The organism is Tenacibaculum sp. AWR4_210 (genome assembly GCF_056160945.1).
The window spans coordinates 241,180-266,464 of sequence record NZ_JBSWYF010000005.1 but is presented as its reverse complement, the minus strand read 5'-3'; the positions used below and the strand labels follow the sequence as shown (position 1 = coordinate 266,464).

The following is a 25,285-nucleotide window of genomic DNA, read 5'->3' as shown; positions in this document are numbered from 1 at the left end:
CTAAAACACTACAGTACAGCGCTTTAAGTTTTGTGATTTTTTATTATATGGTAAAAACCGAACACTTATCTGTTTGATATCGAACAGTAGTTACTCATATTCACGTCAATAGGACGACTAAAATTGCATTATGTTACAATTTTTTTTATGTATTTTTTTTAAGCCGCGTTTTTCTTGCGGTGGCGGTAAATAAAATAAAACAACACTCCTACAAGGATATAAGGGAAGATCATTAAATAGGTAATCCCATTATTTACGCCTTCGGCCATCGTTTCATTTCCTCCTTCAACAACCGCCTTACACATCGCACATTGCGACCAAGCTTTTCCGGATAGCAGTATAAAAACTACCAGTGTCAATACAGTTTTTCTATACATAATACGGAGAGATCATTAGATAAACAATAACTCCCGTCACTGCGACATACAACCACAATGGGAAGGTAATTTTCGCAATCTTCTTATGAGCCGGAAATTGCCCAAGCCTTGCACGCATAAACGTGAATAATACGAAAGGAATGATAATAATTGACAGTAGTATGTGCGTAGCCAAAATAAAGAAATACACATATCGAATAGCTCCTTCTCCTCCGTAAGGCGTTGAGGTAGATGTCATGTGATAGGCTACATACATTACTAAGAACAATACGGAACAAGCGATGGCTAATGTATTTAATTGCTCGTGTAACTTTCTATTTCCCTTTTTAATGGCAATCACTGAAGCCACTAATAAAACCGCTGTGATCCCGTTGATCGTCGCGTAAATTGGTGGTAAAAAACTCAGCGGTTCCACATCGAGTTTGATACCGAATAAGGCTGCTACAGCCAAAGGAATTACTACAGATACTACTGTAATAAACTTCTTATATTGTTTTTCCTGCTTTACATTACTCATTTAACAACAATTTAATATCCTGTTTTAATTCTTTTATTTGATCTCCAAATTTGTGCTCATCCAAGGCTCTGTAGTACAAAATTGGATTTCCGTGCTCGTCGTAACGAGATCGGATATACCCATCTTTATCCACCAAGGCAAAAAGCCCTGAGTGCTCAAAACCTCCGTGAGACCCTTCTCCTTTTCCCGCAAACAACTTGAATCCTTCGTTGGATAATTCATACACTTCATCTTCTGACTTTCCGGTCAGTAAATGCCAATTTTTGTGGTTTATACCATAGCGTTTCGCATAAGCTGTCAACTGCTCTGGAGTATCAATTTCAGGAGTAATTGAAAACGAAGCTATACCGAAATTCGGATTTCCCATAAATTCGTTTTGAATTGTCACCATCTTCTTATTCATAATCGGGCAGATGGTTGGGCAGGTAGTAAAGAAAAACTCTACTACATACACCTTTCCTTCATAGTCCTTATGCGTGATGGTTTTTCCGTGTTGATCTATAAACTCAAAATTGGGTACTTTATTAAATTTATGCAAATCAGCCTGTTTAAAGTGGCTCACAATCTTTGGCACGGCATAGATCCCAAAGAGTAAAATAATAAAGGCAATTCCTACGTACGAATAATTTTGCTTTTTCATAATCACTATATTTCTCTATCGGCATTGTTCTTTTTGAGCGCCAAACGGTACTCAGCCAATACCACTTTTACATCGTCTTTCATTTTATCATTGAGCTCCGCAACCGAGGTCATATTATATCCGTACAAAATACCGTCAGCGGCGTCCTTGTCGTCCTTACGACCACGTAAAGCAACATCCTTATCGATAATGAATGCTTTTGAAGTATGTAAATTACTATCGAGTGATTGGTTGGTTTTAAAACTGTCGTACAAAACTTCTATTTCCGCTTCACTTGCAAAAACGAATCTCCATTTAATCATGTTTGTAAAGGCACCAATTTTCTTCTCGAGCTTGGCCACCTCTTCTTCGGTACCTTTTACGGCCACCACGACGAGTTGAAAATCTTTAAATCCGTAAAAGGGCTTGTAAATTTTTTGGTTCAAGTTAAAGAACTCCCCTTTAACGGCATCCACATCCTTTCCTAAAAAGGTTACGATAGAGATATTTCTATCGAACTTACAATTCTTATCAACCGCCGAGATATCGACGATATCGTTGGTCAAGACGGGTAATTTTGCAAAATTATTGATCCCTAAAGACAAAAATATATAAAATAATAACGGCACTATAAAGAGTGCAAAGAGTACGATAAACTTTTGTTTTTTACTCATATCAGTTAAGATTAAAGACAAAAAAAGGTGGTTTAACACCACCTAATTTCTAATTTTATAAGATTACCACTTTACTAATGGTGCTAATGTATCGTGTAAATAACTTCCTTCGATTAACACTAGTGTTACTAGGTAACAGATAAGGAATACTCCTGTCCATACTATTGAACGTCTGAACCAGGTTTTTTCACCTTCTAGGTGCATAAAGGCCCATGCGATATAGTAAGCTTTTGCGATCGTTAAGATAATGAATATCCAGTTTAAGAAACTCGTCCCTAAAAATCCTTTTAAATGTAGACTATCAGGTTTGTAGATCCCTAAAACAACTTCCACTGCTGTAATAATTGATAGAATCGCTAAAACTATCCAGATTCTATTAGTATTTGATTCGTGTCCGTGACTTCCCATGTTTGCTTTTATTTTATAATTATACTAAGTAGAAGAAGGTAAATACAAATACCCAAACTAAATCTACAAAGTGCCAATATAATCCTACTTTCTCTACCATTTCATAATGTCCTCTGCGCTCGTAAGTACCTAAAACAACATTAAAGAAAATGATAATATTCAATACGATTCCTGAAAATACGTGGAATCCGTGGAATCCTGTAATAAAGAAGAAGAAATCGGCAAAAATTGGGTTACCGTACTCATTCTCGATTAAGTTAGCTCCTTCCACTACTCCAATTGCCTTTGCCAACTGCGCTTCACTTTCCGCTCTCGACAATACAATTTTTTGTTTCGTTTCAAGATTCATTTTTTCAGTCCTGATTAACAAAGAAGGATCGTTTTTGAAAGCTTGTTGCACTTGTGCTACTGAATACTGAGAGATTGTTTTCTCATTTTCGAACCAAAGTCCATTCTTTCTGGTGTGCTGCGTTCTATCATCCATACGCTCACCGTGCACAAAATCAGCTAATGCGATTTGATGTCCGTCCTTTACAAATTGTAAGATATGATTATCTGAAGTTTTAACCGCTCCGTAAGAACCGTTGATAAACGTTTTCCATTCCCAAGCCTGAGAACCAACGAAAATAATACCGAATACGATGGTTACGAACATATAGGCCGCTACCTTTTTTTGTTTCATTTGATGTCCTGCATCAACAGCCAATACCATAGTTACCGACGACACAATAAGGATAAAGGTCATAAACGCAACATAAATCATTGGGTAGTTTCCGTGGAAAAACGGGATGTGCGTAAATACCTCATCGGCAATTGGCCAAGAGTCAATAAATTTAAAACGAGTTAAACCATACGCCGCTAAGAATCCAGAAAAGGTCAATGCGTCAGATAATATGAAAAACCACATCATCATTTTACCATAAGTAGCGCCAAATGGTTTTGCACCACCACCGCCCCAGGTTTCTTTTTTGTCAGAATTTACAGCAATATTTGCTTCCATAAATACTCTTTAGTTAATTTTTGTTAAAACAGTGCGCCAAAATTACGCAATTTTCATCACCTAATAAAATAGAAAAAGAAAAATAGATAAATCCATAAAACATCTACAAAATGCCAAAAGATAGCTCCGAGTTCAAATCCAAGCATATCAGCAGCTGTATACTTCTTTTTAAAATGATTATAAATAACGACTAATAACACGATAACCCCTGCTAACAAGTGCAATACGTGCATAAAAGTGATTCCTATAATGAAAGAAGTTGATACCGTACTCTCCGGTCCTGTAAAATACAATCCTACTTCCTTAAGTTGATTAAATCCTACATATTGATACCAAACAAATCCCATTCCGAGAATAAATGTGAGTACCAATAGGGTCAATGATTGGCTTAATTGATTCTTTTTTAAGAATTTTTGTGACAACCAAAGGGTTATACTACTAAATACAATTAGTACAGTACTGATGTAAAATGCTTGAGGTAATTCAAAGGTTACCCAATCTTCTCTGTTCATGCTCACTACATAGGCACTGGTAAGACCTGCAAAGAACATCACCATACTGATCATAGCTACCCATAACATCGGTTTTGCCGATTTCCTTTTCGCTGCGCTTAACTCTTCTTGTAAGCTTTGTGTTTGTTCACTCATTAGTGTAAAAATTTATCTACTACATATATAATTGGTACTACCGTAATATAAAATACGCTAGCCAACATTAATTTTCTCGCATCAGTATTTTGCTGTGATTTGTACAGAACAAAGGCGTAGTACAACATCAATCCTCCCAGTGCTAAAATAATCACAGCGGTAATCGGATGTATGTAAAAACTTCCCGTAACTTCTAATACAGGTGCGATAGACATCAGGATCATCACACAGGTATAAAATATGATTTGTACAATGGCACCGCGATCTTTCTTGTCCATGGGCAACATGTGTAAGCCCGCTTTGTTGTATTCTTCAAATTGCAACCATCCAATAGCCCAAAAATGAGGAAACTGCCAAAAAAACTGAATCATGAACAAAAAACCAGCTTCGATACCGAAAGTTCCCGTTGCAGCCACCCATCCTAACATAAAAGGTATGGCCCCTGGAATCGCCCCTACGAAAACTGCTAAAGGTGTAACCGCTTTTAATGGCGTATAGGCACTCGTATATAAAAAGATGGAAACAGCCCCGAATAAGGCACATTTCGGATGAATTGCATATAAAATAGCTATCCCTGCAATGGTAAAAAACGAAGCGATTACCATCGCTGTAGTCACAGACATGCGGCCCGCAGGCAAAGGTCTGTTTTTGGTTCGTTGCATTACCGCATCTATATCTTTTTCGATTACCTGATTAAATGCATTGGAAGCACCTACCATAAAATATCCACCAATGGCCAATAGTACTATTGTAGTAAAGTCTATCTCTGTAGCCCCTAATAAATAACCCGTAATCGAAGTAAACACAACGCTGACAGACAAGCCTACCTTAGTAAGTTGTTTAAAGTCAGTAAAAAGTGTTTTTAAAGATGATTTTTCTTGTATCGTTGAAACAGTACTCACTTAGATCTAAAATATTTTTGCAAAGATATTTCTTTCTAAGGGATTTGCCATAATTTTTACATCTGAAATAAAAAAAATTAAAAAAACGCTTGGCAATTCAAAAAAAGGTCTTATATTTGCACCCGCATTCACAGTAATGCAAGTTCTTTAAAATATAAAACGACTACGCGAAAGTAGCTCAGGGGTAGAGCATCACCTTGCCAAGGTGAGGGTCGCGGGTTCAAATCCCGTCTTTCGCTCTGATCCTTTTAAAAGTTAATGCTGAAGTGGTGGAATTGGTAGACACGTTGGACTTAAAATCCAATGAGCCGTAATGCTCGTGCGGGTTCAAGTCCCGCCTTCAGTACTCATAAGCCTCACCTAGGTGAGGCTTATTTTAAAAAGTAGTCAACAACTTATACGCAGAAGTGGTGGAATTGGTAGACACGTTGGACTTAAAATCCAATGGGCCGTAATGCCCGTGCGGGTTCAAGTCCCGCCTTCTGTACTAAAGCCTTAACAAATTTTGTTAAGGCTTTTTTGTTTTTATCACGCTCTTACCTAAGCTTCTCAAAAAACACAATCAACTAAAAATCATCAATTTAAAATCACCCTAACCCCGACCGATACGCTTTTGGAGTGACTCCTGCCTTGCCTTTGAACAGTCGGCTAAAGTATTGTGGGTATTCAAAACCCAGCTCAAAAGCGATTTCCGCAATGGTCTTATCAGTGTTTAGAAGCAGAGTTTTAGCCTTGTCAATCACGAAATAGTGAATCGTTTCCTGAGCGTTTTTCCCGGTTTCTTTTTTTAATACATCACTGAGGTAGCTATCTGATAGATGCAATTGTGCCGCAAAATAACGCACCTGAGGCAAGCCCTCTACCAACGCTGCATCAAAATACCGTTTTAACAGACCTTGAAATTGACTTACGATATCCGTGTGTTCACTTTTCCTAGTGATAAACTGTCGGCCGTAAAAACGCTTGGTATAATTAATCAGTAACTCGATAGTCGTTACCAACACATCCTGACTAAAATCGTCAATAGGAGCTTGACATTCCTCACTAATATTCCGAACAATCTCGTTTAAAGTACCCTTTTCTTTTTCCGAGAGATGCAATGCTTCATTGGTTTCATAGGAAAAAAAACCGTACTCCATTATACTGTCCATTAACCCATAACCGCGAATCAAATCGGGATGAAAATACAAGGCCCAACCTTCTAGGTCTCCTCTTTTGGAACTTTCCGAGATCTCCAGTACTTGATTTGGAGCAATCCCCAATAAAACCCCTTCTGAAAAATCAAAATACTTCCTTCCGTACTTAAAAGGTTCTCCGACTTTTGTTTTTAAGGAGATACTAAAAAACGGGGTGGTCAATTTTTTCCCTAAAGCTTCTCTGGGCACGCTAATGTCTGCCAAATTTACTACTGAAAGTAAGGGGTGAAACGGTTTTTCACATCCGAAAAAATTGTGCAATTCTGAAATAGACGTTATTTTTAAAAATGTACTCATAACTGTATAAAGATACTCAAAAACCAAAGGGCCATATCCGTAATTAAGAGGGCCCTTGTTGAACTATTATTAAAAAAGCCCACCCACAGTTTCCTGCAAATAGGCTTCAAATTAACGAATAAGTCTTTATTGAACTCCAAATTGTTCGGCAATCATCTGATAAAAATCTCGATCATTCATTGCCTTTCGCGCCGCAAGTAATTGTTTTGCATCTTCTCCTGCCCAGTACCTCAACTGATCCGAATTATCAGTAGCAGCCTCAAAAACAACTTGAGCAATCTGTTCTGGGGTACTCAATTTCTCCGCATAGGCCTGCACTGCTAAAAAGTACTTTTCTAAACTGTCTTTATAATCGGCAATACCTCCATCTCCTGTTTGCTCTAAACTGGTAAGAAAATCGGTCGCAACTCCCCCCGGCTCTACCAATTTAACTCGTATTCCGAGCGGATTTAATTCGTACTGACTATCTTCGGTAAAGCCTTCAAGAGCGTGTTTAGTAGCGTGGTACAATGCCTGAAAAGGGAAACAAGCTCTACCAACCATGGACGACACATTAACGATAAGCCCCTCTCCTCGTGCTCTAAAATGTGGTAATATCGCCTTGGTAGTTCTTACTACACCAAACACGTTCACATCAAAAATTCGCTGCATCAGCTCTTCTGAGGAAGCTTCAATAAGCCCCATCATTCCAAAGCCTGCATTGTTAATCAGAACATCAATAGTTCCGAACTTAGCAATTCCCTTTGCTATAGCTTCCTCTATACTCTCTTGCTTCGTTACATCAAGTGCCGTTACCAACACCCTGTCTAGTTGTTGTAGCTCAGTTTCTTTTTCTGGTGTACGCATGGTCGCAACCACATTCCAACCACTGGATTGAAATAACTTTACAGCCGCCTTACCGATACCTGAAGATGTTCCTGTTATTAATACTGTTTTATTTGCTGTCATGATGTTTATTTTTAATCTATACCACAAATTTACAGTCACTTGCCTAGCCAGTTCTTATACGAATCCCCCCACTTTGTATACTTTTTCAGGATGGTATGAATTCTCAAATATTTTAATTAAATTAAAGAATCGTGTAATGACTTGCATTCCACCACGTCTAAACCATCAGTTGTAAAAAGAATATATCCATGAGAAACCTATTGTTATTACTAAGTTTTAGCTTTGTGTTAAGTACTACGGCACAGACCAAGACCTTTGATTCGCTTTTAAAAAAACACGTAAGCACCAGTGGTCATGTAAATTACAAGGCCTTTAAAAAAGATCGAGCAACACTGCAATCATACTTAGACTACTTAGCCAAAACCTCTGCACAGAAGAGTTGGTCAGCGGCCAAAACTAAAGCCTTTTGGGTCAATGCCTACAACGCTTATACAATAGCCTTGATTTTGGACAACTACCCTTTAAAAAGCATCATGTCTGTGAAGAAAAAAGGGAAGGATGCTTGGAATATTCCTTTTGCTAAAGTAGGTGGTAAAACCTATACCTTAAACCAAATAGAACACGAAATTCTGCGTAAACAATTTAACGATCCTAAAATTCACGTAGGAGTAAATTGCGCCTCGGGCTCTTGTCCTCAACTAGGAAACTTTGCCTATACTGAAGCCAACTACGAAGCGAAAACCAGCGCTTTGATGAAAAAGTTTATCAACGATCCTAAACGCAATCAACTGGGAGAAAAAAAGATATACCTGTCAAAAATTTTCGAGTGGTTTAAAGATGATTTTACCAAAAAAGGATCTCTAATTGACTTTTTAAACAAGTACAGCAATACACCGATTAGCCCAAAAGCGAAAGTGCGTTACCTCGAATACGATTGGAGTTTAAATGGAAAGTAGTATTTTTATTTCAAATCTATAAAAAACGACCATGTCAAAAACATATTACGACCCTGCCGACCTCAGAAAATTCGGCAAAATCACCGAATGGAGTGAAGAGTTAGGAAACAAATTTTTCGAATACTACGGTAAAGTTTTTGAAGAAGGAGCTTTAACGGCGAGAGAGAAAAGTTTGATAGCCTTAGCAGTAGCACATACTGAACAATGCCCTTATTGCATTGATGCTTATACTAAAGACGGTTTACAACGAGGCGTGACAAAAGAAGAAATGATGGAGGCCATCCACGTTGGAGCTGCCATTAAAAGTGGAGCAACCCTCGTTCACGGGGTACAAATGATGAACAAAGTGAATAAGTTAGATATGTAATTGGTTTTCCCCAATACACCTTAAATTGTCGCAAACCGAACCACCGTGTTCGGTTTTTGCAAACTCTTAAATACGATAATGAAAAAATCTCTTTTAGCAAGAAATAACGATTTAGCCAACACACAACGTCAACTAGAAATTCTGTCGAATGGAATTTTCAAGGATGAACTTCCAACATTTGCGCAAAAAATAAAGGAAACCAATCAATTTCCACTGCGTCCCAAGAAGTTAGAAATTCTTCAAATTAATGTTGGCTATATGTGTAATCAGGTATGTGCTCACTGCCATGTGGATGCAGGTCCTGATCGCAAAGAGATTATGACACGAGAAACCATGCAGCAATGTTTGGAGGTCATCAAAGCCACGGGAGCACATACCTTAGATTTAACGGGAGGAGCCCCTGAAATGAACCCCAATTTTAGATGGTTTGTAGAGGAGGCAGCCAAGGCTGGTATTAAAGACTTTATCGTACGCTCCAACTTAACCATTATCAGAGCGAATAAAAAATACTACGACCTTCCTGAATTTTTCAAAAAACACAATGTGCACGTCGTTTCTTCCATGCCTCACTGGACACGAGGAAAAACTGATAAACAGCGAGGAGATGGTGTTTTTGACAAATCAATCAAAGCGTTGCAAGAGCTCAATGCCGTGGGCTATGGTGTTGAAGGAAGTGGTTTAAAATTAGATTTGGTTTACAACCCATCAGGAGCTTTTTTACCGGGAGATCAACAGTCTATGGAAAAAGACTTTAAAAAAGCACTATACGAAGACTTTGAAATCGTCTTTAACAGTCTTTTTGCGATTACCAACCTGCCTATTTCGCGATTTTTAGACTACCTAATCGCTTCGGAAAATTACGAGGATTATATGTACGCCTTGGTAGAAGCTTACAACCCTATGGCTGTAGCCAATGTAATGTGTACCAACACGCTTTCAGTAAGCTGGGACGGCTATTTGTACGATTGTGATTTTAATCAAATGCTCAACCTCAAAGTAGCCAGTAAAGTTACCCATATTTCCGACTACAATGAACAAGCGTTACAAGACAGAAATATCATTATAAATCAACATTGTTACGGCTGTACCGCCGGAGCAGGAAGTAGCTGTCAGGGAACTGTTGCTTAGCTAGCATAGCTAGGAACCCTGAGGCTTATTAATAACAAAACTCATATGATTCGTACTATCGCATGTATTATAAGCCTCTGCTGTTGCTTGCAGCTCCAAGCTCAAGACAGCCTGCAAACCTTACTTAAAAAATACAACACGGAACAAATCCCTTATATACAGGTTACTGAACTAGTACGTGACAGCACCAACGTTATCTTACTCGACAGTCGTGAACCTCGAGAATTTAAGGTAAGCCACTTAAAAAATGCTGTGTGCGTTGGCTATGACCGCTTTGACCTTGCGAAAACACTGAACATGCTTCCTAAAGACAAACGCAGTAAGATAGTTGTTTACTGCTCTTTAGGCATACGTTCAGAAGACATTGCCGAGCAACTATACAAGGCTGGATACACCAATGTTTTCAATTTATACGGAGGCATTTTTGAATGGAAAAACCAAGGCAACCCCGTTTTCGACGCTCGTGCGAAACTGACTGAAAAGGTTCATACATTTAACAAAACCTGGGGTCAATGGTTGCAAAAAGGGAAAAAGGTGTACTAAAAGTACTGCCCTATCCCAAATACAAAGCCTCTGGAGGCATTGGCTGTAAGCCCATAACCGTAATCAATTCTAAAAATCGCATTAAAAATCTTTTTATTGATCAAACGGAGTCCTACTCCCGAATAGACATGAATGTTCTTTGCTTGCACAAAGTCGCTCAAAGATCCTCCTGGATGTCTCCAAGAACCGATGTCAGTAAAGACATTTGTTTGTAAGGCAAACCATTTTTTATCAATCAGCGTATGACGGTATTCCGTATTCCATACGATACTTCCGGTACCTCTATCCACCAAGATTCCCACTCCTCTCAAATTTACATTATTATCAAGGGCAAACGGTGCAAAGGGGCTTTTTATATTTGACGACAATCCAACACGCAGGCGATTCGCCCAATTTCCTCTCGTTCCGAATCGCTTAAAATAAAACAAGTCGTTCCAAGCGATGAGAAAGTCTTTTTGATAGGAATTTACCGTAGTTACGTATTGTAAATACAACTGACTTTTAAATCCAGACACATAGTGATAAAAGTAGTCGAGATCATCGTACGTATATTGAAATTTCAACAACTTCTTATTGACATCCAATCGCTGTGGTACCTGGGCTGCTGTATGTCCACTTAAGTAGGTATAGCGCTCCTTAAATAAGTTAATTCCTGCTGCTATGGTATTTCTAAAATTAATTTGAAAAAGCCCTAAGAGCTCGTAGGAAATATTTTCGTATTTGTAATTTGCGGAAGCCTGATCAAAGTATAAGGGTTCCTCACTTTTCCAACTTTGGTGGTAAAAAGCCAAACCAAAATTTCTGGAAAACAAGGTGGGAGCTTCAAACTGCACCCCATAAGAATCAAAACCATTGTGTTGATAAAAGCCACCTACACGGAGGTTTCTTCCTAATAAATTGTATTCGTAAAGCCCCACTTTATAAGCGAGTCGCCTGTTGGTAGTAGTCCATAAATTCAGGGTCGGAATGAGCGTAAAATTCTCTTCAACTCCTATTTTAACCTCGCATTCACTCTCGTTAATTGGCGTTACTGTAAAATAGGCATGTGCTACCGCTGGCATCCTTTTTAAACGAATTATATCCGTGCTGAGCAGCGTGGAGTCTAACGGTGTATTCACCTCGGTATCCAACATTTTTCGCAAGGTGGATTCCTTTGTTTTTTTCAGCCCTTCAAAATACAATTTTCGTACCGTTAATTCCTGCGCAATTGATTGAAGGGATATTGCGAGAAGTACGATTAAGAAGCCTATTCTTTTCATTAGTTAATTACAAAGCTTTTTTGAATGACTAGATTTACCCAATTGTCTTCACTAACTCCCATCAGGGTAAACTGATAATTTCCGCTACCTAAAGCTACAGGTGGTGCAGTACGAGTTACATTGAGAACGACATTAGAGGTATCGTAGTATTGAAACCATTTATCCTTGGTATAGGTTCCGGTTATAAGATCATTTTGTGCGCTGCTTACTACTTGGAAGTAGATGGTATTTTCTTTGATACTTCCGTCATTCCAAACAAATTTAGGTTTCCCTTGGATACTCGTGTCAATCACAGCACTCGTTGTCCACTCGGTTGGTTTGGTTTGTCTTTTTAATCGAATCGGATTGGAGCTGTATACAACTCCGAGTACTTCAAAGGTGACCACGCACCATGCATCTTCAGCACTGCCCTTTACAAATCGTTTTAAATAACCATTAAAAACGGGCTCCTGAGGTAATGCTACCTTCTGATACTGACCAAAATCGTCCTTTGAAATCTGAGCCGTACTACTTTCAAAATACTGGATATTTGACGCTCCTGGAGGCGGATAAAAAAAGATAAAAGTACCTTCACTTGCCGTGGGTTTACTCGCTGCGCAAGCTATCACTCCACCTTTTTGATGACTTGGCGCTGTGCTGATATAATTTTTTAAATTATCCGTGGCGATGTCGTTTTTTGAACAAGACATCAAAAATCCGATACTCACTAAAAGTAGGCCTAAAATTTTACTGTTGATATGCATTTTTAATAGTTATTTCTGCGGGTTTATTTTGGGGGGTAAAACGGTTGTTATTCGGTCCGCCAACATTTTCGTGGTCTGCAAACCATTTCCATACAAATCCTCCTGCGAACCAAGGCTCTTGCCAAAAAGTCTCGTAAAGTGCTTCTAACGCCAATTGTTGGGCTTGCAAATCTACCTGTCCTTCAATGCGCTTTGCATCCCACGGTTCTCTTCCGGTATGGTGAACACTTCGATATCCGTATTCTGTAAATACAACAGGTTTTTGATATTTTTCCCTAACGGCTTTAATTTCTTCTTTGTGTGAATTCCAGGCAACTTTAAAGGCTTCTTTATCCACTTTCTTAGCTGGAGTTAACGGAAAATAGGCGTCTACGCCAATATAATCCAGTTCCCCCCAAAATGGAACGCGTTTAAACTCATCCCAATTGGCCGCGTAGGTAAGTTTACCACTGTATATTTTACGAATATCGGCAATCAACGCCGTCCAATATTCCGGTCTGTTCTGAACGAACTGCTCTAGCTCTGTTCCGATACACAACACTGGAATTCCTTCCTTTTCAGCCAGGGTAGCAAACGTCGTGATAAAATCTCGATAACTCGATTCTAAGAGCTTCCAACTTTCCTCATCATTCATAGCTATTTTTCCTGTGTACAAACCTCCGTGCACCCAAATTTGCGGTTTGAGCATCACCTGGATATCGTTTGATTTAAACAGGTCTGCATATTGAGAAACTCCCGCACTCGTCTCGCCAAACCACTGCCATTTTTCATTGAATTTTACGAGTGGTTCATCCAAACTTCTAATAAAGCCAAAAGGCATCAACGAAACGTAATTCGCTGATACCTTTTGAACGGGGATGATTTGTTTTTTTGATATTTTATTGGGGCTCGCTACAAAACTCAAGCCATTAATTTTCTGCCCCCGACTTGTACAAGCCAGGCCTAGTAGCACCAGAGCACTAAGCAGTATTTTTTTGCATTTCATAGCTACAAGTTACGGTATTCTGTTAAAACAACGCTCGTAATCCAATGTTAAAACTCTGTCCTAATCCAGTATCCTGACCTCTCACAAAATTACTGTACAACACTTCGAGGTTTAATACTTTTGTAATCTGGTATTTCCCTCCTAAACCGAGTGCCGTATAATTTTGAGTAAACTCTCCAAAACGCTCAGCGTGCTGTGCAAATACCAGTACCGTTGATTTATCCGTAGGGAAGTAACTCAAAAAAGCACCTGGAACTACAAAAAATGTCTTGTTCGCAAAACTCTTCTCATCACCAAAATTGTACTCCGTATTCAACTCAGTAAACAACTGCCATTTCCCACCACTAAAGGTATAATCGTAGAAGAAACGATTTTGGAAAATCCATGCTGTTTGATCTAAGAAAACTCCATTGCTATCACTTTCTTCATCGATTAGCGGTATGTGTACTGCTGATTGAATAGAGAAGTTTGCTACGTTTTTCAACGGCTGAATTTTAATGGCCGGTGCAATACTCGTGATTCCTTTTCTATCACTATTCGTGTCTTTTAAACTAAATACAGAAAGCGCCTGACGTCCTCCTCTGGTATTGGAACGAAATTCGACAATAGCACCAACATTGATACGATTATTATCAGATATTCCCGTAAATGCTTCTACTGTTGATGTAAAATAGTTTTCGCGAGGCTTGTCAGCGGTCTTACCGTTGAAATTGGCTCTGGTTTCTGTATAAAGATTATTAAAGAACTTGATATCCCATTGTCCTTTATTCAACAATTTTGAGGGCGTATATGTTTGAATATTACTTTTGCTATCTTCTTCCGATTGCGCAAATCCTTGCCAACCTAATCCTAACATAGCTATAGCGAGTAATACACGTTTTGTTTTCATGGTCTTTGAATTTTAAGTTACCAACTAGGTCGCTCAAAATTTTCTCTACTTACAACACCGTGTTATTTATACTGATTCTAAATTTAAGCTATTCATTAAGTTCTTAACTTTAAGTTCGACCTAATGTGCAAATCAACTTTTTTATGGAACACGTTGTAATTATTGGTAATGGTATTTCAGGAGTCACTGCGGCTCGTCATATTCGTAAATTATCAGACAAACAGATTACTATTGTTTCTGCCGAAACAGACTACTTTTTTTCTAGAACCGCCCTTATGTACGTATACATGGGCCACATGAAGTTTGAACACACACAGCCGTATGAGCCTTACTTCTGGAAAAAAAATCGGATCAATCTCAAAAAAGGATACGTCAAGCACATACACAGTGACGACCACCAAATCGAGTTTTCGTCAGGTGAAATGATGCAGTATGACAAATTGATTATCGCTACGGGTTCGAAACCCAACAAATTTGGTTGGCCTGGTCAAGATGCCAAAGGAGTAATGGGCATGTATCACAAACAAGATCTCGAACAACTTGAGCAGTATGCTCCAGACAACAATACCTGTAAACGCGCAGTGATTGTAGGTGGTGGACTCATTGGAATCGAGTTAGCCGAAATGTTACACAGCCGCCAAATACCTGTCACTTTTCTAGTTCGTGAAGAAAGTTTTTGGAATGGAGTACTCCCTGCACAAGAATCGGCTATGATTAATCGTGAAATCACAGAAAATCATATCGACCTTCGACTGGGAGTGAATTTAAAAGAGATCAAAACCAATAGTGCGGGCAAGGTAACCTCAGTCATTATCGCTGAAACCGGTGAAGAAATCGCCTGTGATGTTGTCGGGTTGACCGCTGGAGTATCTCCAAATATTGAATTTGTAAAATCTTCAGCCATCGAAACCAACCGCGGTGTGCTCGTCAATCGACACTTGGAAACCAACATACCCGATGTATATGCTATCGGAGACTGTGCTGAACAACACGAAGCCATTGGTCAAAGGCGCCCCATAGAAGCTGTCTGGTATACCGGACGCATGATGGGAGAAACGGTCGCACAAACCATTTGTGACAACAGGACTCCCTACAAGCCAGGGCCTTGGTTTAATTCGGCAAAATTTATTGATATCGAATACCAGACCTACGGTTGGGTTTGGGCGCAACCAAAAGACCATGAAGAACGATTTTATTGGGAACACAGTAGCGGAAAAAAATGCATCCATATCAGTTTTGACAAAAAGACTCGCGAATTTATTGGTATCAACACCTTTGGAATTCGCATGCGTCACGAGTTTTTCAACAAGGTATTGTTGGAAAAACAAACTGTTGACAAGGTAATGGCCCATTTAGCAGACGCCAACTTCGACCCGGAATTTTACCAACTTTACGAGCGGGAAATTGTGTCAAAATTCAACAGAGAACAAAGCACCAACATTCAATTAAAAAAGAAAAGCTGGAAACGCATTTTTAGCAGAAATTAAGATATGAAAGCAATAAAACAAATAGGTCTTGTAATTTTTTTACTAGGACTAAGCATATTTACAGGAAGTCTTTTTTCAGGATCCTTCAGCTTAACTTCTGCTGAATTGGAGGAGTACCTGCAAGAGAAAGGATATAAAAGCGAACGTATAAAAGATGAATTAAGCAATGCAGTAGTCACTGACGAAGCCTTGAATATTTTCGAGTTTTCCTCACGAGCACGGACAGCATTTGCCAATTCAAACCAGTATTACGACGAGCTTATCGCCAAATACGATGCTGAAAAAAATTGGGACTTAAAAGGCGCTCAATTTCAATACAAAATTTACGGTAAACCACACACCTTAAGCTATGACCTAGCCAAAAGAGCAGGAAAAGGCTTTGTAAAAGAACATCCTGGATTACTTTGGTTAGGAACCTTTGGACTAGGAATACTGGGAGCTTTACTTTTTATCCTACCGAATTTTATACTATTGGGCCCAAAAGGAATTAAAAACAATGGTATTTACCTCGAGGCTAGTACGAACAGAGGTTGGATTGCCTGGTTAGTTTTAGGCTACCTTGTTTTGTTCTACATCCTCTTGTACTTTTTACCAGATTACGTAGTGAACTGGACATTTATTCTAGACCCTATTAGCAAAGCTTTAAACGGCGGTGCTGCCAGTCAGTGGTTTGTATACGGATTCTTATATTGTGTAATTATGATTGTCATGGCGGTTCGCATGTACATTAAATACCGTCACAACAACTATCAAATTGTACGAACTACCTCTGTTTTGTTTTTCCAGATAGTGTTTGCTTTTTTAATTCCAGAAATAATGGCGAGCTTAAACCTTCCAGGATACGACTTTAAAAATGCCTTTCCACTAGACTATGATTTCTTCTTCGAATGGAACTTAGACTCGTTAAAAAACAGTGGTGCTATCGGTATTTTTATTTTAGTATGGGGAGTTTTACTCACCTTAGTCATCGTACCTGTTATGGTCTACTTCTTTGGTAAGCGCTGGTATTGTTCATGGGTATGTGGTTGTGGTGGATTGGCAGAAACATTAGGAGATCCGTACCGTCAACACTCAAACAAAACACTAAACGCCTGGAAATTGGAGCGCTGGGTAATTCATTCCGTACTCGTCTTTTCACTAGTGATGACTGTGGTTACTCTGTACTGCTATTTTTCAGGAGCCTCATCATTCTTAGGCATCAAATCACAGTGGATTAAAGACTCGTATAGCTTCTTGATTGGCGCTTGGTTTGCCGGAGTTATCGGAACGGGATTCTACCCTATTTTTGGAAACCGTGTATGGTGTCGCTTCGGATGTCCACTAGCGGCGTATATGGGATTGGTACAGCGTTTTAAATCTCGATTCCGAATTACCACAAACGGAGGACAATGTATTTCTTGTGGAAACTGTTCTACTTACTGTGAGCAAGGAATTGACGTTCGTGCATATGCTCAAAAGGGAGAAAACATAGTGCGCGCGAGTTGTGTAGGATGTGGGGTGTGTTCAGCAGTGTGTCCGAGAGGTGTATTAAAACTCGAAAACGGACCAGAAGAAGGTCGTATTAACCCAACTGATGTACTGTTAGGGAACGACGTAGACCTGTTGAAATTAGTAAATAAAAAATAAGCTAACGTGAATCAAATATCTATAAAAGCGGAGAAGTTTACAGCAGTATTTTTGCTGTTCTTCTCCCTTTTTTACCTCTCTTGTTTTGGGCAAAAAAAATATCACAAAGAGTTTTATAGCAACGGACAGCTCAAACTAGAAGGATGGCTTGACCAAGGTAAGAAAACCGCCTATTGGAAGTTTTATTACAAAAATGGTGTGATCAAAAAACAAGGACATTATAAAAATGATCTTCCCGTAAATTATTGGTACTTTTACCGCAAGAATTCGTCAAAAGAAAAAGAAGGACATTTTATTGATGGCAAGCAAAACAAGTGGTGGTTGTACTACGATTCCAGAGGATATGTCAACCATAAATGTCAGCTAAAAAACGACAAAAAAAATGGATATTGCTTGTTGTACAAGAAAAACAAATTAGTAAAAGCCGTCAAGTTCAAAGACGGAAAAAAAATAAATGAATGGACCGATTTTTCCTCATTTAAAAAGGAAAATGATTTGAAGGATTTACAGTAAAATGCAGCAACCACTAGTTAAAGTTATCATCCCTGCCTACAACGAACAAGATTCAATTGCCTTAGTAATTAACGACATCCCTACCGTGGTTGATGAAGTCATTGTAGTGAGTAACAATTCAACTGATCTTACAGAAACCAACGCTCGTGCAGCAGGTGCCACAGTTCTTTCCGAAAAGCGTAAAGGATATGGCTACGCCTGTTTAAAAGGAATGGACTACATAGCTCAACAAAAAACAAAGCCTGATATCGTAGTCTTCTTAGATGGTGATTATTCGGATTTCCCCGAGCAGCTCACTGAGCTTATCGATCCGATAACGACACGTGGTATCGATTTTGTTATTGGTGCCCGAACCAAGACATTGCGCGAAGCGGGCTCCATGACTCCGCAACAGGTATTTGGCAATTGGCTCGCCACATTTTTAATGAAAATATTTTTTAACGCAAAGTTTACAGACCTCGGTCCGTTTAGAGCCATCAAATACCCTAAATTGCTCAACTTAAACATGGAAGACAAGACTTATGGATGGACAGTTGAGATGCAATTGAAAGCATTAAAACAGCAATATAGCTATGAAGAAGTTCCTATGAAATACAGAAACAGAATAGGAGTCTCAAAAGTTTCAGGAACCGTCAAAGGTACTATATTTGCAGGCGTTAAAATTTTAGGTTGGATATTTAAATACAGTTTTAAATAATGGTTTTAGAATACGTCATCATTACGGTGTACACCATCTCATTAGTATTGATACTAATGTACGCTTTGGCTCAGTTAAATTTACTTTTTAATTATCTGAAAGCGAGAAAAAAAACAGACAATGCTTCTAAGTTCGATTTGACGAACCCTGAAGAAGTTCCTTTTGTCACCATACAACTTCCGGTGTTTAATGAGCTATACGTCATGGAACGCCTCTTAGATAATATTGCCAAGCTTCGCTATCCTCGTGAAAAGTTAGAAATCCAAGTTTTGGATGATTCGACAGATGAATCAGTCCTTTCTACAGCAGCACATATAAAACGATTACAAGCTACAGGACTAGATATTCAACACATTCGCAGAGAAAACAGACAGGGCTTCAAAGCCGGAGCACTCAAGGAAGGATTAGCCATCGCCAAAGGAGAATTTATCGCCATTTTTGATGCCGACTTCTTACCTAAACCTTGCTGGTTAGAAAAAACAGTTCCTTACTTTAAAGATCAAGCTATTGGAGTTGTCCAAACGCGTTGGGGACATATCAATAGAAATTACTCAACCCTTACAAAAATACAAGCCTTTGCGCTCGATGCCCATTTTACATTAGAGCAAGTTGGACGCAATAGCCAAGGGCACTTTATCAATTTTAACGGAACTGCGGGAATTTGGCGTAAAACGTGTATTTACGATGCCGGAAACTGGGAAGGAGATACCTTGACAGAAGACTTGGACCTCAGTTATCGCGCACAGTTGAAAAAATGGAAATTTAAGTATTTGGAAGACGTGGAAACACCTGCTGAGCTCCCCGTAATTATCAGTGCAGCGCGCTCACAGCAATTTCGCTGGAATAAAGGAGGTGCCGAAAATTTTCAAAAGATGCTCAAACGCATCTTGGTAAGCGATACCATTTCTCTGAAAACAAAAATTCACGGAATGCTTCACTTGTTGAACAGTTCAATGTTCACCTGTATCTTTTTAGTCGCAGTATTGAGTATTCCTATGCTGTATATCAAAAACGAATACGAACATTTAAAGATTTACTTTTTAGTTATGAGTTTCTTTATTGTTAGTACACTCATCTTCTTTATTTGTTATTGGTTTATGTACAAGCGAACCTATGGTGGTGGCTTTGTCAATTTTATCAAATACATCGGAGCCTTTTTCTCTTTTTTCTCCATTGCCATGGGCTTTTCACTGCACAATACCATTGCAGTACTCGAAGGTCATTTCGGTAAAAAAAGTGAGTTTGTACGCACGCCGAAATTCAATATTAAATCACTAACCGACAGTTGGAAAAACAACAAATACATCCGTAAAAAGCCTTCAACAAATGTCATTATAGAAGGTTTATTGGCCCTCTACTTTGCCTTTGGTATGTACAGCGCTTTTATCGTAGGTGATCAAGGAGGAGATTTTGGTTTATTTCCATTCCACCTCATGTTGTTTATCGGATTTGGATATGTGTTCTTTAAATCCATTTTTTCTAAGGCCTAATGCACTTTCTAGAAAAATACAAAGCAAGTATACTCCTCGTGTTGCTCACAGCACTGTATTTTTACTTTGCGTATTTTTTAGAGCGCACCTCCTATTGGAGTTTTGCCGCCCTGTGGATTAGTTTGTTTACCGCGAGCTATTTCTTGTATCGTGATAAGCAAGAGGACGCTGCATTTTTAACAGCTGCAGCAGTACTCTTCCGCTTGGCCTTTTTATTTGCCCTCCCCAACTTATCGCAAGATTTTTATCGATTTATTTGGGACGGACGTATGCTCGCTCAGGGCTACAACCCCTATCTATCCTTACCTCAAACATTTATTGAACAACACGAATACCCCATTGCACAAGCAGTGGAACTCTATGAAGGCATGGGAAGTTTAAACGGGAGTCATTACACCAATTACCCTCCTATTAATCAACTGTGTTTTTGGATTGCTAGTACCTTGAGCGGTACCAGTATTTTAGGAGCCGTAGGTATTATGCGTGCACTTATTATACTCGCTGATATCGGTATTATCATTTACGGTAAGAAGATACTCCAAGCCTTACAATTGCCCAAGTCTCAAATTTATTGGTATGCGCTAAATCCGTTTGTGATCATAGAGCTCACAGGAAATTTACACTTTGAGCCAGTAATGCTCTTTTTCATGGTGGCTAGTATCTATTATTTACTAAAGAACAAATGGCTACTTTCTGCCTTCTTATTAGCGGCTTCTGTGGCTGTAAAGCTCATACCGCTGCTATTTTTACCCCTATTTCTTCCGTACTTCCTCAACGCAGAGAAGCACTGGAAAACAGGATTACTCAAAACTATTGGATATACAGGAATGGTACTTCTGAGCACCCTCCTCTTCTTTATACCTTTTATCGATGGAGCATTTATCGCTAATTACAGCAACTCTGTAGGGCTCTGGTTTCGAAATTTCGAATTCAACGCCAGTTTGTACTACATAGCTCGTGCCATTGGCTACTGGTTTAGAGGTTATAATGAGATTGCCATTATAGGTAAAATCATGCCCGTATTAGCCCTGTTATTTTTAGGCTATTTAACGTTTCGAAAGCAAGGAAAGGATCCCCAATACCTCTTGGTTTCTATGTTGTTCGGTTTGAGTTTCTACTATTTTACAAGCACCACGGTTCATCCTTGGTACGTAGCCACTCCTTTAATCTTAACGGTCTTCACTCGGTATACCTTTCCGATTGTTTGGAGTGCCGTTTTAATATTGAGTTATCAGGCCTATGCCAATACCCCGTGGCAAGAACATTTGTGGATTATAGCCTTGGAATACCTTCTTTTATTTGGCTACCTCATTTACGAACTTCGAACTGTAAAAGGAGGCCACCTCTTTTCAAAGTGAAGTATTCGAAAAAATCTGCTAGGATTTTTGTAATATTGTTATATACTTTGTTCTTAATTTATGAAAAGGCTCACCATTAAAGATATCGCAAAACAACTGAATGTTTCTATCTCTACCGTCTCAAAAGCGCTGAATGACAGTTATGAAATCAGTGTAAAAACGAAAGAAAAAATTCAGAAGTTTGCAAAAGAAAACAACTATCAACCCAACGTAACAGCGGTTAATTTAAAGAACAAGAAAACAAAGACCATCGGAATCTTAATTCCAAACATGCTCAATTATTTCTTAGCTCAGGTGTTTAAAGGAATCGAACGCGTTGCTACAGAGCAAGGGTATAAAATTATTTCATGCATCTCTAATGAGTCTTTCGACAAGGAGGTCGAAACTATTAAAATGCTCTCCAATGGTAGTATCGACGGACTTATTTTATCATTGGCTGAAGAAACCTTAGTCAATCGTAAATATAAGCATTTTACAGATACGATTCACCGTGGAATTCCCATGGTTATGTTTGATCGTGTAGCGCAAGACGTTCCTTGTGACAAGGTAATCACCAATGATTTTGAAGCGACCGTAAATACGGTAAAACACCTGTATGACAGCGGCTGTAAAAACATTGCCTTTATCTCAACCATGAGTCATCTAAAAATTGGAGAACGCCGTTACTTAGGTTATGTAAAAGGCTTAGAAGATTTGGGGATTGCCCTCAACAAAAATATCGTAGTCAACATTGTGGAAGAGGATTATAAAAAATACGAGGAACTCCTAACCCCCATCATCCACAACCACCCTATAGACTGTGTGATTACTACGGATGAATCGTCGGCGGTTGCTGCAATGAAGGCCGCCATTAAAAAGGGTTATCGCATCCCTGAAGACTTCTCAGTTGTTTCCTTTTCAAACGGAATACTCGCACGTCATTCGAGTCCCAAAATGACCACTGTTAGCCAACACGGTGAAATTATGGGTGCTACAGCTGCCGAATTACTAATCAATCGTTTAGAACAGCGAAATACCAACGAAACTCCTATTACTAAGGTTATTAAAACAGATTTGGTCATCAGAGACTCTACCAAGAAGCAATAAACAAGAAGCTCTTAAAAAAACAAAACCCACTCAAAAAGATTGAGTGGGAAAAATTGCTATGAAAAAGAAAAAGAAAGTGGTTTATTCAACCACGTTTCAAAGATAGTAATCTTTTCCTTTATCACAAATTATTTTTACAAAAAATTTACTTATTTCTAACATTTAACATTTCAATAGCCACACACATAACCTACTGAAAAACAAAAAACTACATCAAAGTAAATTTTGTAATTTACGTCAAAACTTATTTAATCCACTCGAAATGTAATAGGCAAAGTATATCTAACCTTAACTGGTTTACTTTGCTGCATTCCTGGTTTAAACTTGGGTAATTTTTTTACCACGCGTTCCACTTCTTTTTTCAAAGCGGCATGAGGTGCTCGAATTTTTATTTCGGATATTTTCCCGTCCTTATCGATTACAAATTGGGTTGCTATTCTGTATTTTCCAGGGCTCATTCCGAGGTCTTCGGCAAGTCCAGCGTCAAAATATCGTCCTACATGGGCTTTCATCTTACGCTCTAAACACTTTCTTCCTTCTTGTTCTGAAAGTCCTTCACAACCTCTAAAAACAGGTGCGTGTTGCAATCCTAGCAACGGTAAAGGATCTTCACTTTCATCGATAGGTTCCTCTACTGGTTCATCCGGTAGGCTAGTAATATCGATCTTTTGGGGTTCTTCATCTTTAGGAATTAAAGACTCTAGGACATCAAAAGAATTGTCAACCACTTTAGGTTTTGTAAAATCTAGCTTCTTAGGTTGTTCTAAGGTCGGTGGTGGTGTCGCCTTTTTAGGAACTACACGGCGAAATTCAATTGCTTGGTCGGCGGGCATTTCATAATCGGTAATGCGTTCACCGGTAACCTCGATGAGATCTTCTTTCTTTTCCGTTTGAAACTCCAATACACTGTATACGACAAACAGGGTCAATAGCAATCCTATTTGCATAAATACAGTTGAGAATTTTTCCAATTGTTTTCTGGGTTGTTTTTTTGGCATTTTCATAGTATACTAATTTGCGTTAATGAATTCATAAAAATCAAGAAGCATGCCAAAAAAAAAGCAACCAAAATGGTTGCTTTTTTAACATATATGTAATAGACTATTATTCTACATTGAAGGTAATTGGTAAGGTATATCCTACTCTTACAGGTCTACCTCTTTGCTTACCAGGAAGCATTTTAGGTAATTTTTTAGCAATTCTGATTGCTTCTTTCTTTAACCTTGGGTGTGGAGCTCTGGCATTGATATCTTCGATATTTCCAGTTTTTCCAATCTTAAAGATTAAGTAAATTCTCTTTTTACCTGGTGATAAACCTAATTCGTTTGCTAATTCAGCATCAAAATAACGCTGAACGTGCTTTTGCATTTTCTTATTTAAACAAGCTTTCTTTTGCGCTTTTGACCCTTTACATCCTGGGAATACAGGTACATCTTCAATAATGTTGAACGGTACGTCCTCCACTACTTCTTCTTCCTCTTCCACCTCAACGATTTCTTCCACTTCAACAGCTTCAGTTTCATCCGTTTCTGTAGATTCGATGATCGTTTCTTCAACTTCTTCCTCGTCTTCTACAACTTCGATTTTCTCTGGTGCTGGTGGTGGTGGTGTATTTTGTGGTGGTGGTGGAGTTTCGATTTGGATTTCAAGTGTTTCATCCTCTACATCTTCAGCCATTTCTGCTGATCCTAACCCCTCATATGTTTTATCGTACGTCTTATTTTCAATAGCAACATACGTTATAAATAAAGCTAAAACCAAACCTAACTGGACAAACAGCTTACTGTAGTTTTCTAAGTTTGATTTTGGATTTTTTTTAATTTCCATCCTTAATGTTTTTAATAGTTCGCTAATTTAATTAAATTATTTCAACTTTTACAAGCTAAATTTTCAAATACTGCGCTTTTTATAAAAAACTGACCTAAAAATTGCTAAAGCTAAAAGTACTCCGAGAGTATTTGCGAAAACGTCTAAGAGTTCTCCACTGCGATACTCCGTCATGGTCATTTGTAAAACCTCAATAATTATGCCGTAAAACACACAAAGTATGACTATTACAATTAATGAGCGCTTGTTTGTAACAAGTGCGTACATCCAGGCAAAAGACAACGTAAAATATGCAATACAATGCTGTATTTTATCACCATTTTTAACCTGAATAGGTGGGGCACCGAGTTTTATTAAACTAAGAATAGCGATACCAACCGTAATTAGTATCGCTATTGTTATCTTAATTTTCTTATCCGTTAATAAGGTCTTGATAAGCATCGGCAGATAATAGCCCTTCTAATTGTGCAGTATCTGCAATCTTTACTTTAATCATCCAACCTTTTCCATAAGGATCAGAATTTACCAATTCTGGTTCGTCTTCTAACTCTTCGTTAAATTCAACTACCTCTCCTGTCAAAGGCATGAATAAATCTGATACAGTTTTTACGGCCTCTACAGAACCGAATACTTCTTCGATCTCAACCGTTTCATCTAAGGTATCGACATCCACGTAAACGATGTCTCCTAATTCACCTTGTGCAAAATCAGTAATACCAATTACTGCCGTATCTCCTTCAATCTTTACCCACTCGTGGTCTTTGGTATACTTTAATTCTGATGGAATGTTCATTGTATTGTTTGTT

Annotated in this window: 29 protein-coding genes and 3 tRNA genes; 14 read left to right on the top strand and 18 right to left on the bottom strand. The window is 38.6% G+C overall.

The features are described 5' to 3' along the window. Positions 1-158: 158 nt before the first annotated feature. The 8 genes from ACXAG7_RS11185 to cyoE form a co-directional block, all read right to left on the bottom strand. Positions 159-377: a cytochrome c oxidase subunit II gene (locus ACXAG7_RS11185; protein ID WP_408045458.1), complete on the bottom strand. Its 219-nt coding sequence runs from the start codon at positions 375-377 to the stop codon at positions 159-161. Next, positions 370-894, bottom strand: coding sequence for a DUF420 domain-containing protein (locus ACXAG7_RS11180; RefSeq protein ID WP_408045459.1), 525 nt, complete (start codon positions 892-894; stop codon positions 370-372). The genes ACXAG7_RS11185 and ACXAG7_RS11180 overlap by 8 nt, the downstream gene beginning before the upstream one ends. Beyond that, positions 887-1,534: an SCO family protein gene (locus ACXAG7_RS11175; protein WP_408045460.1), complete on the bottom strand. Its 648-nt coding sequence runs from the start codon at positions 1,532-1,534 to the stop codon at positions 887-889. The genes ACXAG7_RS11180 and ACXAG7_RS11175 overlap by 8 nt, the downstream gene beginning before the upstream one ends. A gap of 5 nt (positions 1,535-1,539) precedes the next feature. Then, positions 1,540-2,187: a hypothetical protein gene (locus ACXAG7_RS11170; RefSeq protein ID WP_408045461.1), complete on the bottom strand. Its 648-nt coding sequence runs from the start codon at positions 2,185-2,187 to the stop codon at positions 1,540-1,542. 63 nt (positions 2,188-2,250) lie between these two features. Further along, positions 2,251-2,595, bottom strand: coding sequence for a cytochrome C oxidase subunit IV family protein (locus ACXAG7_RS11165; protein WP_476666840.1), 345 nt, complete (start codon positions 2,593-2,595; stop codon positions 2,251-2,253). Between the two features lie 19 nt (positions 2,596-2,614). Beyond that, on the bottom strand, positions 2,615-3,595 hold the full coding sequence (locus ACXAG7_RS11160) for a cytochrome c oxidase subunit 3 (RefSeq protein ID WP_408045463.1): 981 nt from the start codon (positions 3,593-3,595) through the stop codon (positions 2,615-2,617). Between the two features lie 56 nt (positions 3,596-3,651). Then, on the bottom strand, positions 3,652-4,242 hold the full coding sequence (locus tag ACXAG7_RS11155) for a cytochrome c oxidase subunit 3 (protein ID WP_408045464.1): 591 nt from the start codon (positions 4,240-4,242) through the stop codon (positions 3,652-3,654). Further along, positions 4,242-5,144 carry a heme o synthase gene (gene cyoE, locus ACXAG7_RS11150; RefSeq protein WP_408045465.1) on the bottom strand — a complete coding sequence of 301 codons (903 nt, stop codon included), beginning with the start codon at positions 5,142-5,144 and terminating at the stop codon, positions 4,242-4,244. Before cyoE ends, ACXAG7_RS11155 begins: the two co-directional genes overlap by 1 nt. 167 nt (positions 5,145-5,311) lie before the next feature. On the opposite strand from cyoE, the gene ACXAG7_RS11145 reads away from it, so the two are divergent. The 3 genes from ACXAG7_RS11145 to ACXAG7_RS11135 all read left to right on the top strand — a co-directional run bounded on the left by ACXAG7_RS11145 (position 5,312) and on the right by ACXAG7_RS11135 (position 5,631). Further along, a tRNA-Gly gene (locus tag ACXAG7_RS11145) sits at positions 5,312-5,383 on the top strand. 21 nt (positions 5,384-5,404) lie between these two features. Beyond that, positions 5,405-5,490 (top strand) — tRNA-Leu (locus tag ACXAG7_RS11140). A gap of 55 nt (positions 5,491-5,545) precedes the next feature. Continuing rightward, positions 5,546-5,631 (top strand) — tRNA-Leu (locus tag ACXAG7_RS11135). A gap of 100 nt (positions 5,632-5,731) precedes the next feature. On the opposite strand, the gene ACXAG7_RS11130 is transcribed toward ACXAG7_RS11135, so the two are convergent. Together ACXAG7_RS11130 and ACXAG7_RS11125 are read right to left on the bottom strand one after the other, a co-directional pair. Then, positions 5,732-6,637 (bottom strand): helix-turn-helix domain-containing protein, encoded by a 906-nt coding sequence (locus ACXAG7_RS11130; protein ID WP_408045466.1) that lies wholly within the window; start codon positions 6,635-6,637, stop codon positions 5,732-5,734. Between the two features lie 126 nt (positions 6,638-6,763). After that, entirely contained in the window at positions 6,764-7,585 is an 822-nt protein-coding gene (locus ACXAG7_RS11125) for an SDR family oxidoreductase (protein WP_476666839.1), read from the bottom strand. 188 nt (positions 7,586-7,773) lie between these two features. On the opposite strand from ACXAG7_RS11125, the gene ACXAG7_RS11120 reads away from it, so the two are divergent. The 4 genes from ACXAG7_RS11120 (at position 7,774) to ACXAG7_RS11105 (ending at position 10,519) form a co-directional block, all read left to right on the top strand. After that, the gene (locus ACXAG7_RS11120; RefSeq protein ID WP_476666838.1) at positions 7,774-8,481 is read left to right on the top strand and encodes a DUF547 domain-containing protein; all 708 of its coding nucleotides are present in this window, start codon (positions 7,774-7,776) and stop codon (positions 8,479-8,481) included. Positions 8,482-8,512: 31 nt separating this feature from the next. Further along, entirely contained in the window at positions 8,513-8,848 is a 336-nt protein-coding gene (locus tag ACXAG7_RS11115) for an arsenosugar biosynthesis-associated peroxidase-like protein (RefSeq protein WP_408045469.1), read from the top strand. Positions 8,849-8,923: 75 nt separating this feature from the next. Then, entirely contained in the window at positions 8,924-9,976 is a 1,053-nt protein-coding gene (gene arsS / locus ACXAG7_RS11110) for an arsenosugar biosynthesis radical SAM (seleno)protein ArsS (protein ID WP_408045696.1), read from the top strand. Between the two features lie 45 nt (positions 9,977-10,021). Next, positions 10,022-10,519, top strand: a complete 498-nt coding sequence (locus tag ACXAG7_RS11105; RefSeq protein WP_476666837.1) for a rhodanese-like domain-containing protein — start codon at positions 10,022-10,024, stop codon at positions 10,517-10,519. On the opposite strand, the gene ACXAG7_RS11100 is transcribed toward ACXAG7_RS11105, so the two are convergent. The 4 genes from ACXAG7_RS11100 to ACXAG7_RS11085 are packed head-to-tail and all read right to left on the bottom strand — an operon-like array spanning position 10,516 to position 14,395. Next, positions 10,516-11,778, bottom strand: coding sequence for a BamA/TamA family outer membrane protein (locus ACXAG7_RS11100; protein WP_476666836.1), 1,263 nt, complete (start codon positions 11,776-11,778; stop codon positions 10,516-10,518). The two genes, ACXAG7_RS11105 and ACXAG7_RS11100, sit on opposite strands and share 4 nt — an antisense overlap. Further along, positions 11,778-12,521: a hypothetical protein gene (locus ACXAG7_RS11095; protein ID WP_408045472.1), complete on the bottom strand. Its 744-nt coding sequence runs from the start codon at positions 12,519-12,521 to the stop codon at positions 11,778-11,780. Before ACXAG7_RS11095 ends, ACXAG7_RS11100 begins: the two co-directional genes overlap by 1 nt. Beyond that, positions 12,505-13,506: a glycoside hydrolase family 113 gene (locus ACXAG7_RS11090; protein WP_476666835.1), complete on the bottom strand. Its 1,002-nt coding sequence runs from the start codon at positions 13,504-13,506 to the stop codon at positions 12,505-12,507. Before ACXAG7_RS11090 ends, ACXAG7_RS11095 begins: the two co-directional genes overlap by 17 nt. A gap of 22 nt (positions 13,507-13,528) precedes the next feature. Further along, the gene (locus tag ACXAG7_RS11085) at positions 13,529-14,395 is read right to left on the bottom strand and encodes a hypothetical protein (protein ID WP_476666834.1); all 867 of its coding nucleotides are present in this window, start codon (positions 14,393-14,395) and stop codon (positions 13,529-13,531) included. Positions 14,396-14,538: 143 nt separating this feature from the next. Here ACXAG7_RS11085 and ACXAG7_RS11080 point away from each other — a divergent pair, with 143 nt between their 5' ends. Genes ACXAG7_RS11080 through ACXAG7_RS11050 form a run of 7 tightly spaced genes read left to right on the top strand, consistent with a single transcriptional unit; the run spans position 14,539 to position 22,652 of the window. Next, positions 14,539-15,882: an NAD(P)/FAD-dependent oxidoreductase gene (locus tag ACXAG7_RS11080; protein ID WP_476666833.1), complete on the top strand. Its 1,344-nt coding sequence runs from the start codon at positions 14,539-14,541 to the stop codon at positions 15,880-15,882. A gap of 3 nt (positions 15,883-15,885) precedes the next feature. After that, positions 15,886-17,508 (top strand): 4Fe-4S binding protein, encoded by a 1,623-nt coding sequence (locus ACXAG7_RS11075; RefSeq protein WP_408045476.1) that lies wholly within the window; start codon positions 15,886-15,888, stop codon positions 17,506-17,508. A 6-nt stretch (positions 17,509-17,514) separates the two neighbouring features. Beyond that, entirely contained in the window at positions 17,515-18,021 is a 507-nt protein-coding gene (locus ACXAG7_RS11070) for a toxin-antitoxin system YwqK family antitoxin (protein WP_476666832.1), read from the top strand. Between the two features lies 1 nt (position 18,022). Beyond that, positions 18,023-18,718 (top strand): glycosyltransferase family 2 protein, encoded by a 696-nt coding sequence (locus tag ACXAG7_RS11065; RefSeq protein ID WP_408045478.1) that lies wholly within the window; start codon positions 18,023-18,025, stop codon positions 18,716-18,718. Then, complete coding sequence (locus ACXAG7_RS11060) at positions 18,718-20,208, top strand: cellulose synthase family protein (protein ID WP_408045479.1); 1,491 nt, start codon at positions 18,718-18,720, stop codon at positions 20,206-20,208. The genes ACXAG7_RS11065 and ACXAG7_RS11060 overlap by 1 nt, the downstream gene beginning before the upstream one ends. Continuing rightward, positions 20,208-21,566, top strand: coding sequence for an MptA/MptB family glycosyltransferase (locus tag ACXAG7_RS11055; RefSeq protein WP_476666831.1), 1,359 nt, complete (start codon positions 20,208-20,210; stop codon positions 21,564-21,566). Before ACXAG7_RS11060 ends, ACXAG7_RS11055 begins: the two co-directional genes overlap by 1 nt. A gap of 60 nt (positions 21,567-21,626) precedes the next feature. Beyond that, positions 21,627-22,652 (top strand): LacI family DNA-binding transcriptional regulator, encoded by a 1,026-nt coding sequence (locus tag ACXAG7_RS11050; protein ID WP_476666830.1) that lies wholly within the window; start codon positions 21,627-21,629, stop codon positions 22,650-22,652. A gap of 248 nt (positions 22,653-22,900) precedes the next feature. Here ACXAG7_RS11050 and ACXAG7_RS11045 read toward each other — a convergent pair whose 3' ends face one another. The 4 genes from ACXAG7_RS11045 to gcvH form a co-directional block, all read right to left on the bottom strand. After that, positions 22,901-23,656 carry an energy transducer TonB gene (locus ACXAG7_RS11045; RefSeq protein WP_476666829.1) on the bottom strand — a complete coding sequence of 252 codons (756 nt, stop codon included), beginning with the start codon at positions 23,654-23,656 and terminating at the stop codon, positions 22,901-22,903. A 100-nt stretch (positions 23,657-23,756) separates the two neighbouring features. Next, entirely contained in the window at positions 23,757-24,479 is a 723-nt protein-coding gene (locus ACXAG7_RS11040) for an energy transducer TonB (protein WP_476666828.1), read from the bottom strand. A gap of 63 nt (positions 24,480-24,542) precedes the next feature. Further along, positions 24,543-24,920, bottom strand: coding sequence for a VanZ family protein (locus tag ACXAG7_RS11035; RefSeq protein ID WP_476666827.1), 378 nt, complete (start codon positions 24,918-24,920; stop codon positions 24,543-24,545). Then, complete coding sequence (gene gcvH, locus ACXAG7_RS11030; RefSeq protein WP_408045485.1) at positions 24,892-25,272, bottom strand: glycine cleavage system protein GcvH; 381 nt, start codon at positions 25,270-25,272, stop codon at positions 24,892-24,894. The genes ACXAG7_RS11035 and gcvH overlap by 29 nt, the downstream gene beginning before the upstream one ends. Positions 25,273-25,285 lie beyond the last annotated feature (13 nt).

Bases quoted from the DNA above. Each gene is read 5' to 3' on its own strand.
- ACXAG7_RS11165 (WP_476666840.1), bottom strand. From the start codon at position 2,595: ATGGGAAGTCACGGACACGAATCAAATACTAATAGAATCTGGATAGTT.
- ACXAG7_RS11160 (WP_408045463.1), bottom strand. From the start codon at position 3,595: ATGGAAGCAAATATTGCTGTAAATTCTGACAAAAAAGAAACCTGGGGC.
- ACXAG7_RS11175 (WP_408045460.1), bottom strand. From the start codon at position 1,534: ATGAAAAAGCAAAATTATTCGTACGTAGGAATTGCCTTTATTATTTTA.
- ACXAG7_RS11075 (WP_408045476.1), top strand. From the start codon at position 15,886: ATGAAAGCAATAAAACAAATAGGTCTTGTAATTTTTTTACTAGGACTA.
- gcvH (WP_408045485.1), bottom strand. From the start codon at position 25,272: ATGAACATTCCATCAGAATTAAAGTATACCAAAGACCACGAGTGGGTA.
- ACXAG7_RS11095 (WP_408045472.1), bottom strand. From the start codon at position 12,521: ATGCATATCAACAGTAAAATTTTAGGCCTACTTTTAGTGAGTATCGGA.
- ACXAG7_RS11130 (WP_408045466.1), bottom strand. From the start codon at position 6,637: ATGAGTACATTTTTAAAAATAACGTCTATTTCAGAATTGCACAATTTT.
- ACXAG7_RS11185 (WP_408045458.1), bottom strand. From the start codon at position 377: ATGTATAGAAAAACTGTATTGACACTGGTAGTTTTTATACTGCTATCC.
- ACXAG7_RS11040 (WP_476666828.1), bottom strand. From the start codon at position 24,479: ATGGAAATTAAAAAAAATCCAAAATCAAACTTAGAAAACTACAGTAAG.
- ACXAG7_RS11055 (WP_476666831.1), top strand. From the start codon at position 20,208: ATGCACTTTCTAGAAAAATACAAAGCAAGTATACTCCTCGTGTTGCTC.
- ACXAG7_RS11125 (WP_476666839.1), bottom strand. From the start codon at position 7,585: ATGACAGCAAATAAAACAGTATTAATAACAGGAACATCTTCAGGTATC.
- ACXAG7_RS11120 (WP_476666838.1), top strand. From the start codon at position 7,774: ATGAGAAACCTATTGTTATTACTAAGTTTTAGCTTTGTGTTAAGTACT.
- ACXAG7_RS11060 (WP_408045479.1), top strand. From the start codon at position 18,718: ATGGTTTTAGAATACGTCATCATTACGGTGTACACCATCTCATTAGTA.
- ACXAG7_RS11180 (WP_408045459.1), bottom strand. From the start codon at position 894: ATGAGTAATGTAAAGCAGGAAAAACAATATAAGAAGTTTATTACAGTA.
- ACXAG7_RS11155 (WP_408045464.1), bottom strand. From the start codon at position 4,242: ATGAGTGAACAAACACAAAGCTTACAAGAAGAGTTAAGCGCAGCGAAA.
- ACXAG7_RS11105 (WP_476666837.1), top strand. From the start codon at position 10,022: ATGATTCGTACTATCGCATGTATTATAAGCCTCTGCTGTTGCTTGCAG.
- ACXAG7_RS11115 (WP_408045469.1), top strand. From the start codon at position 8,513: ATGTCAAAAACATATTACGACCCTGCCGACCTCAGAAAATTCGGCAAA.
- ACXAG7_RS11085 (WP_476666834.1), bottom strand. From the start codon at position 14,395: ATGAAAACAAAACGTGTATTACTCGCTATAGCTATGTTAGGATTAGGT.
- ACXAG7_RS11065 (WP_408045478.1), top strand. From the start codon at position 18,023: ATGCAGCAACCACTAGTTAAAGTTATCATCCCTGCCTACAACGAACAA.
- ACXAG7_RS11045 (WP_476666829.1), bottom strand. From the start codon at position 23,656: ATGAAAATGCCAAAAAAACAACCCAGAAAACAATTGGAAAAATTCTCA.
- ACXAG7_RS11050 (WP_476666830.1), top strand. From the start codon at position 21,627: ATGAAAAGGCTCACCATTAAAGATATCGCAAAACAACTGAATGTTTCT.
- ACXAG7_RS11080 (WP_476666833.1), top strand. From the start codon at position 14,539: ATGGAACACGTTGTAATTATTGGTAATGGTATTTCAGGAGTCACTGCG.
- ACXAG7_RS11090 (WP_476666835.1), bottom strand. From the start codon at position 13,506: ATGAAATGCAAAAAAATACTGCTTAGTGCTCTGGTGCTACTAGGCCTG.
- ACXAG7_RS11035 (WP_476666827.1), bottom strand. From the start codon at position 24,920: ATGCTTATCAAGACCTTATTAACGGATAAGAAAATTAAGATAACAATA.
- ACXAG7_RS11100 (WP_476666836.1), bottom strand. From the start codon at position 11,778: ATGAAAAGAATAGGCTTCTTAATCGTACTTCTCGCAATATCCCTTCAA.
- ACXAG7_RS11170 (WP_408045461.1), bottom strand. From the start codon at position 2,187: ATGAGTAAAAAACAAAAGTTTATCGTACTCTTTGCACTCTTTATAGTG.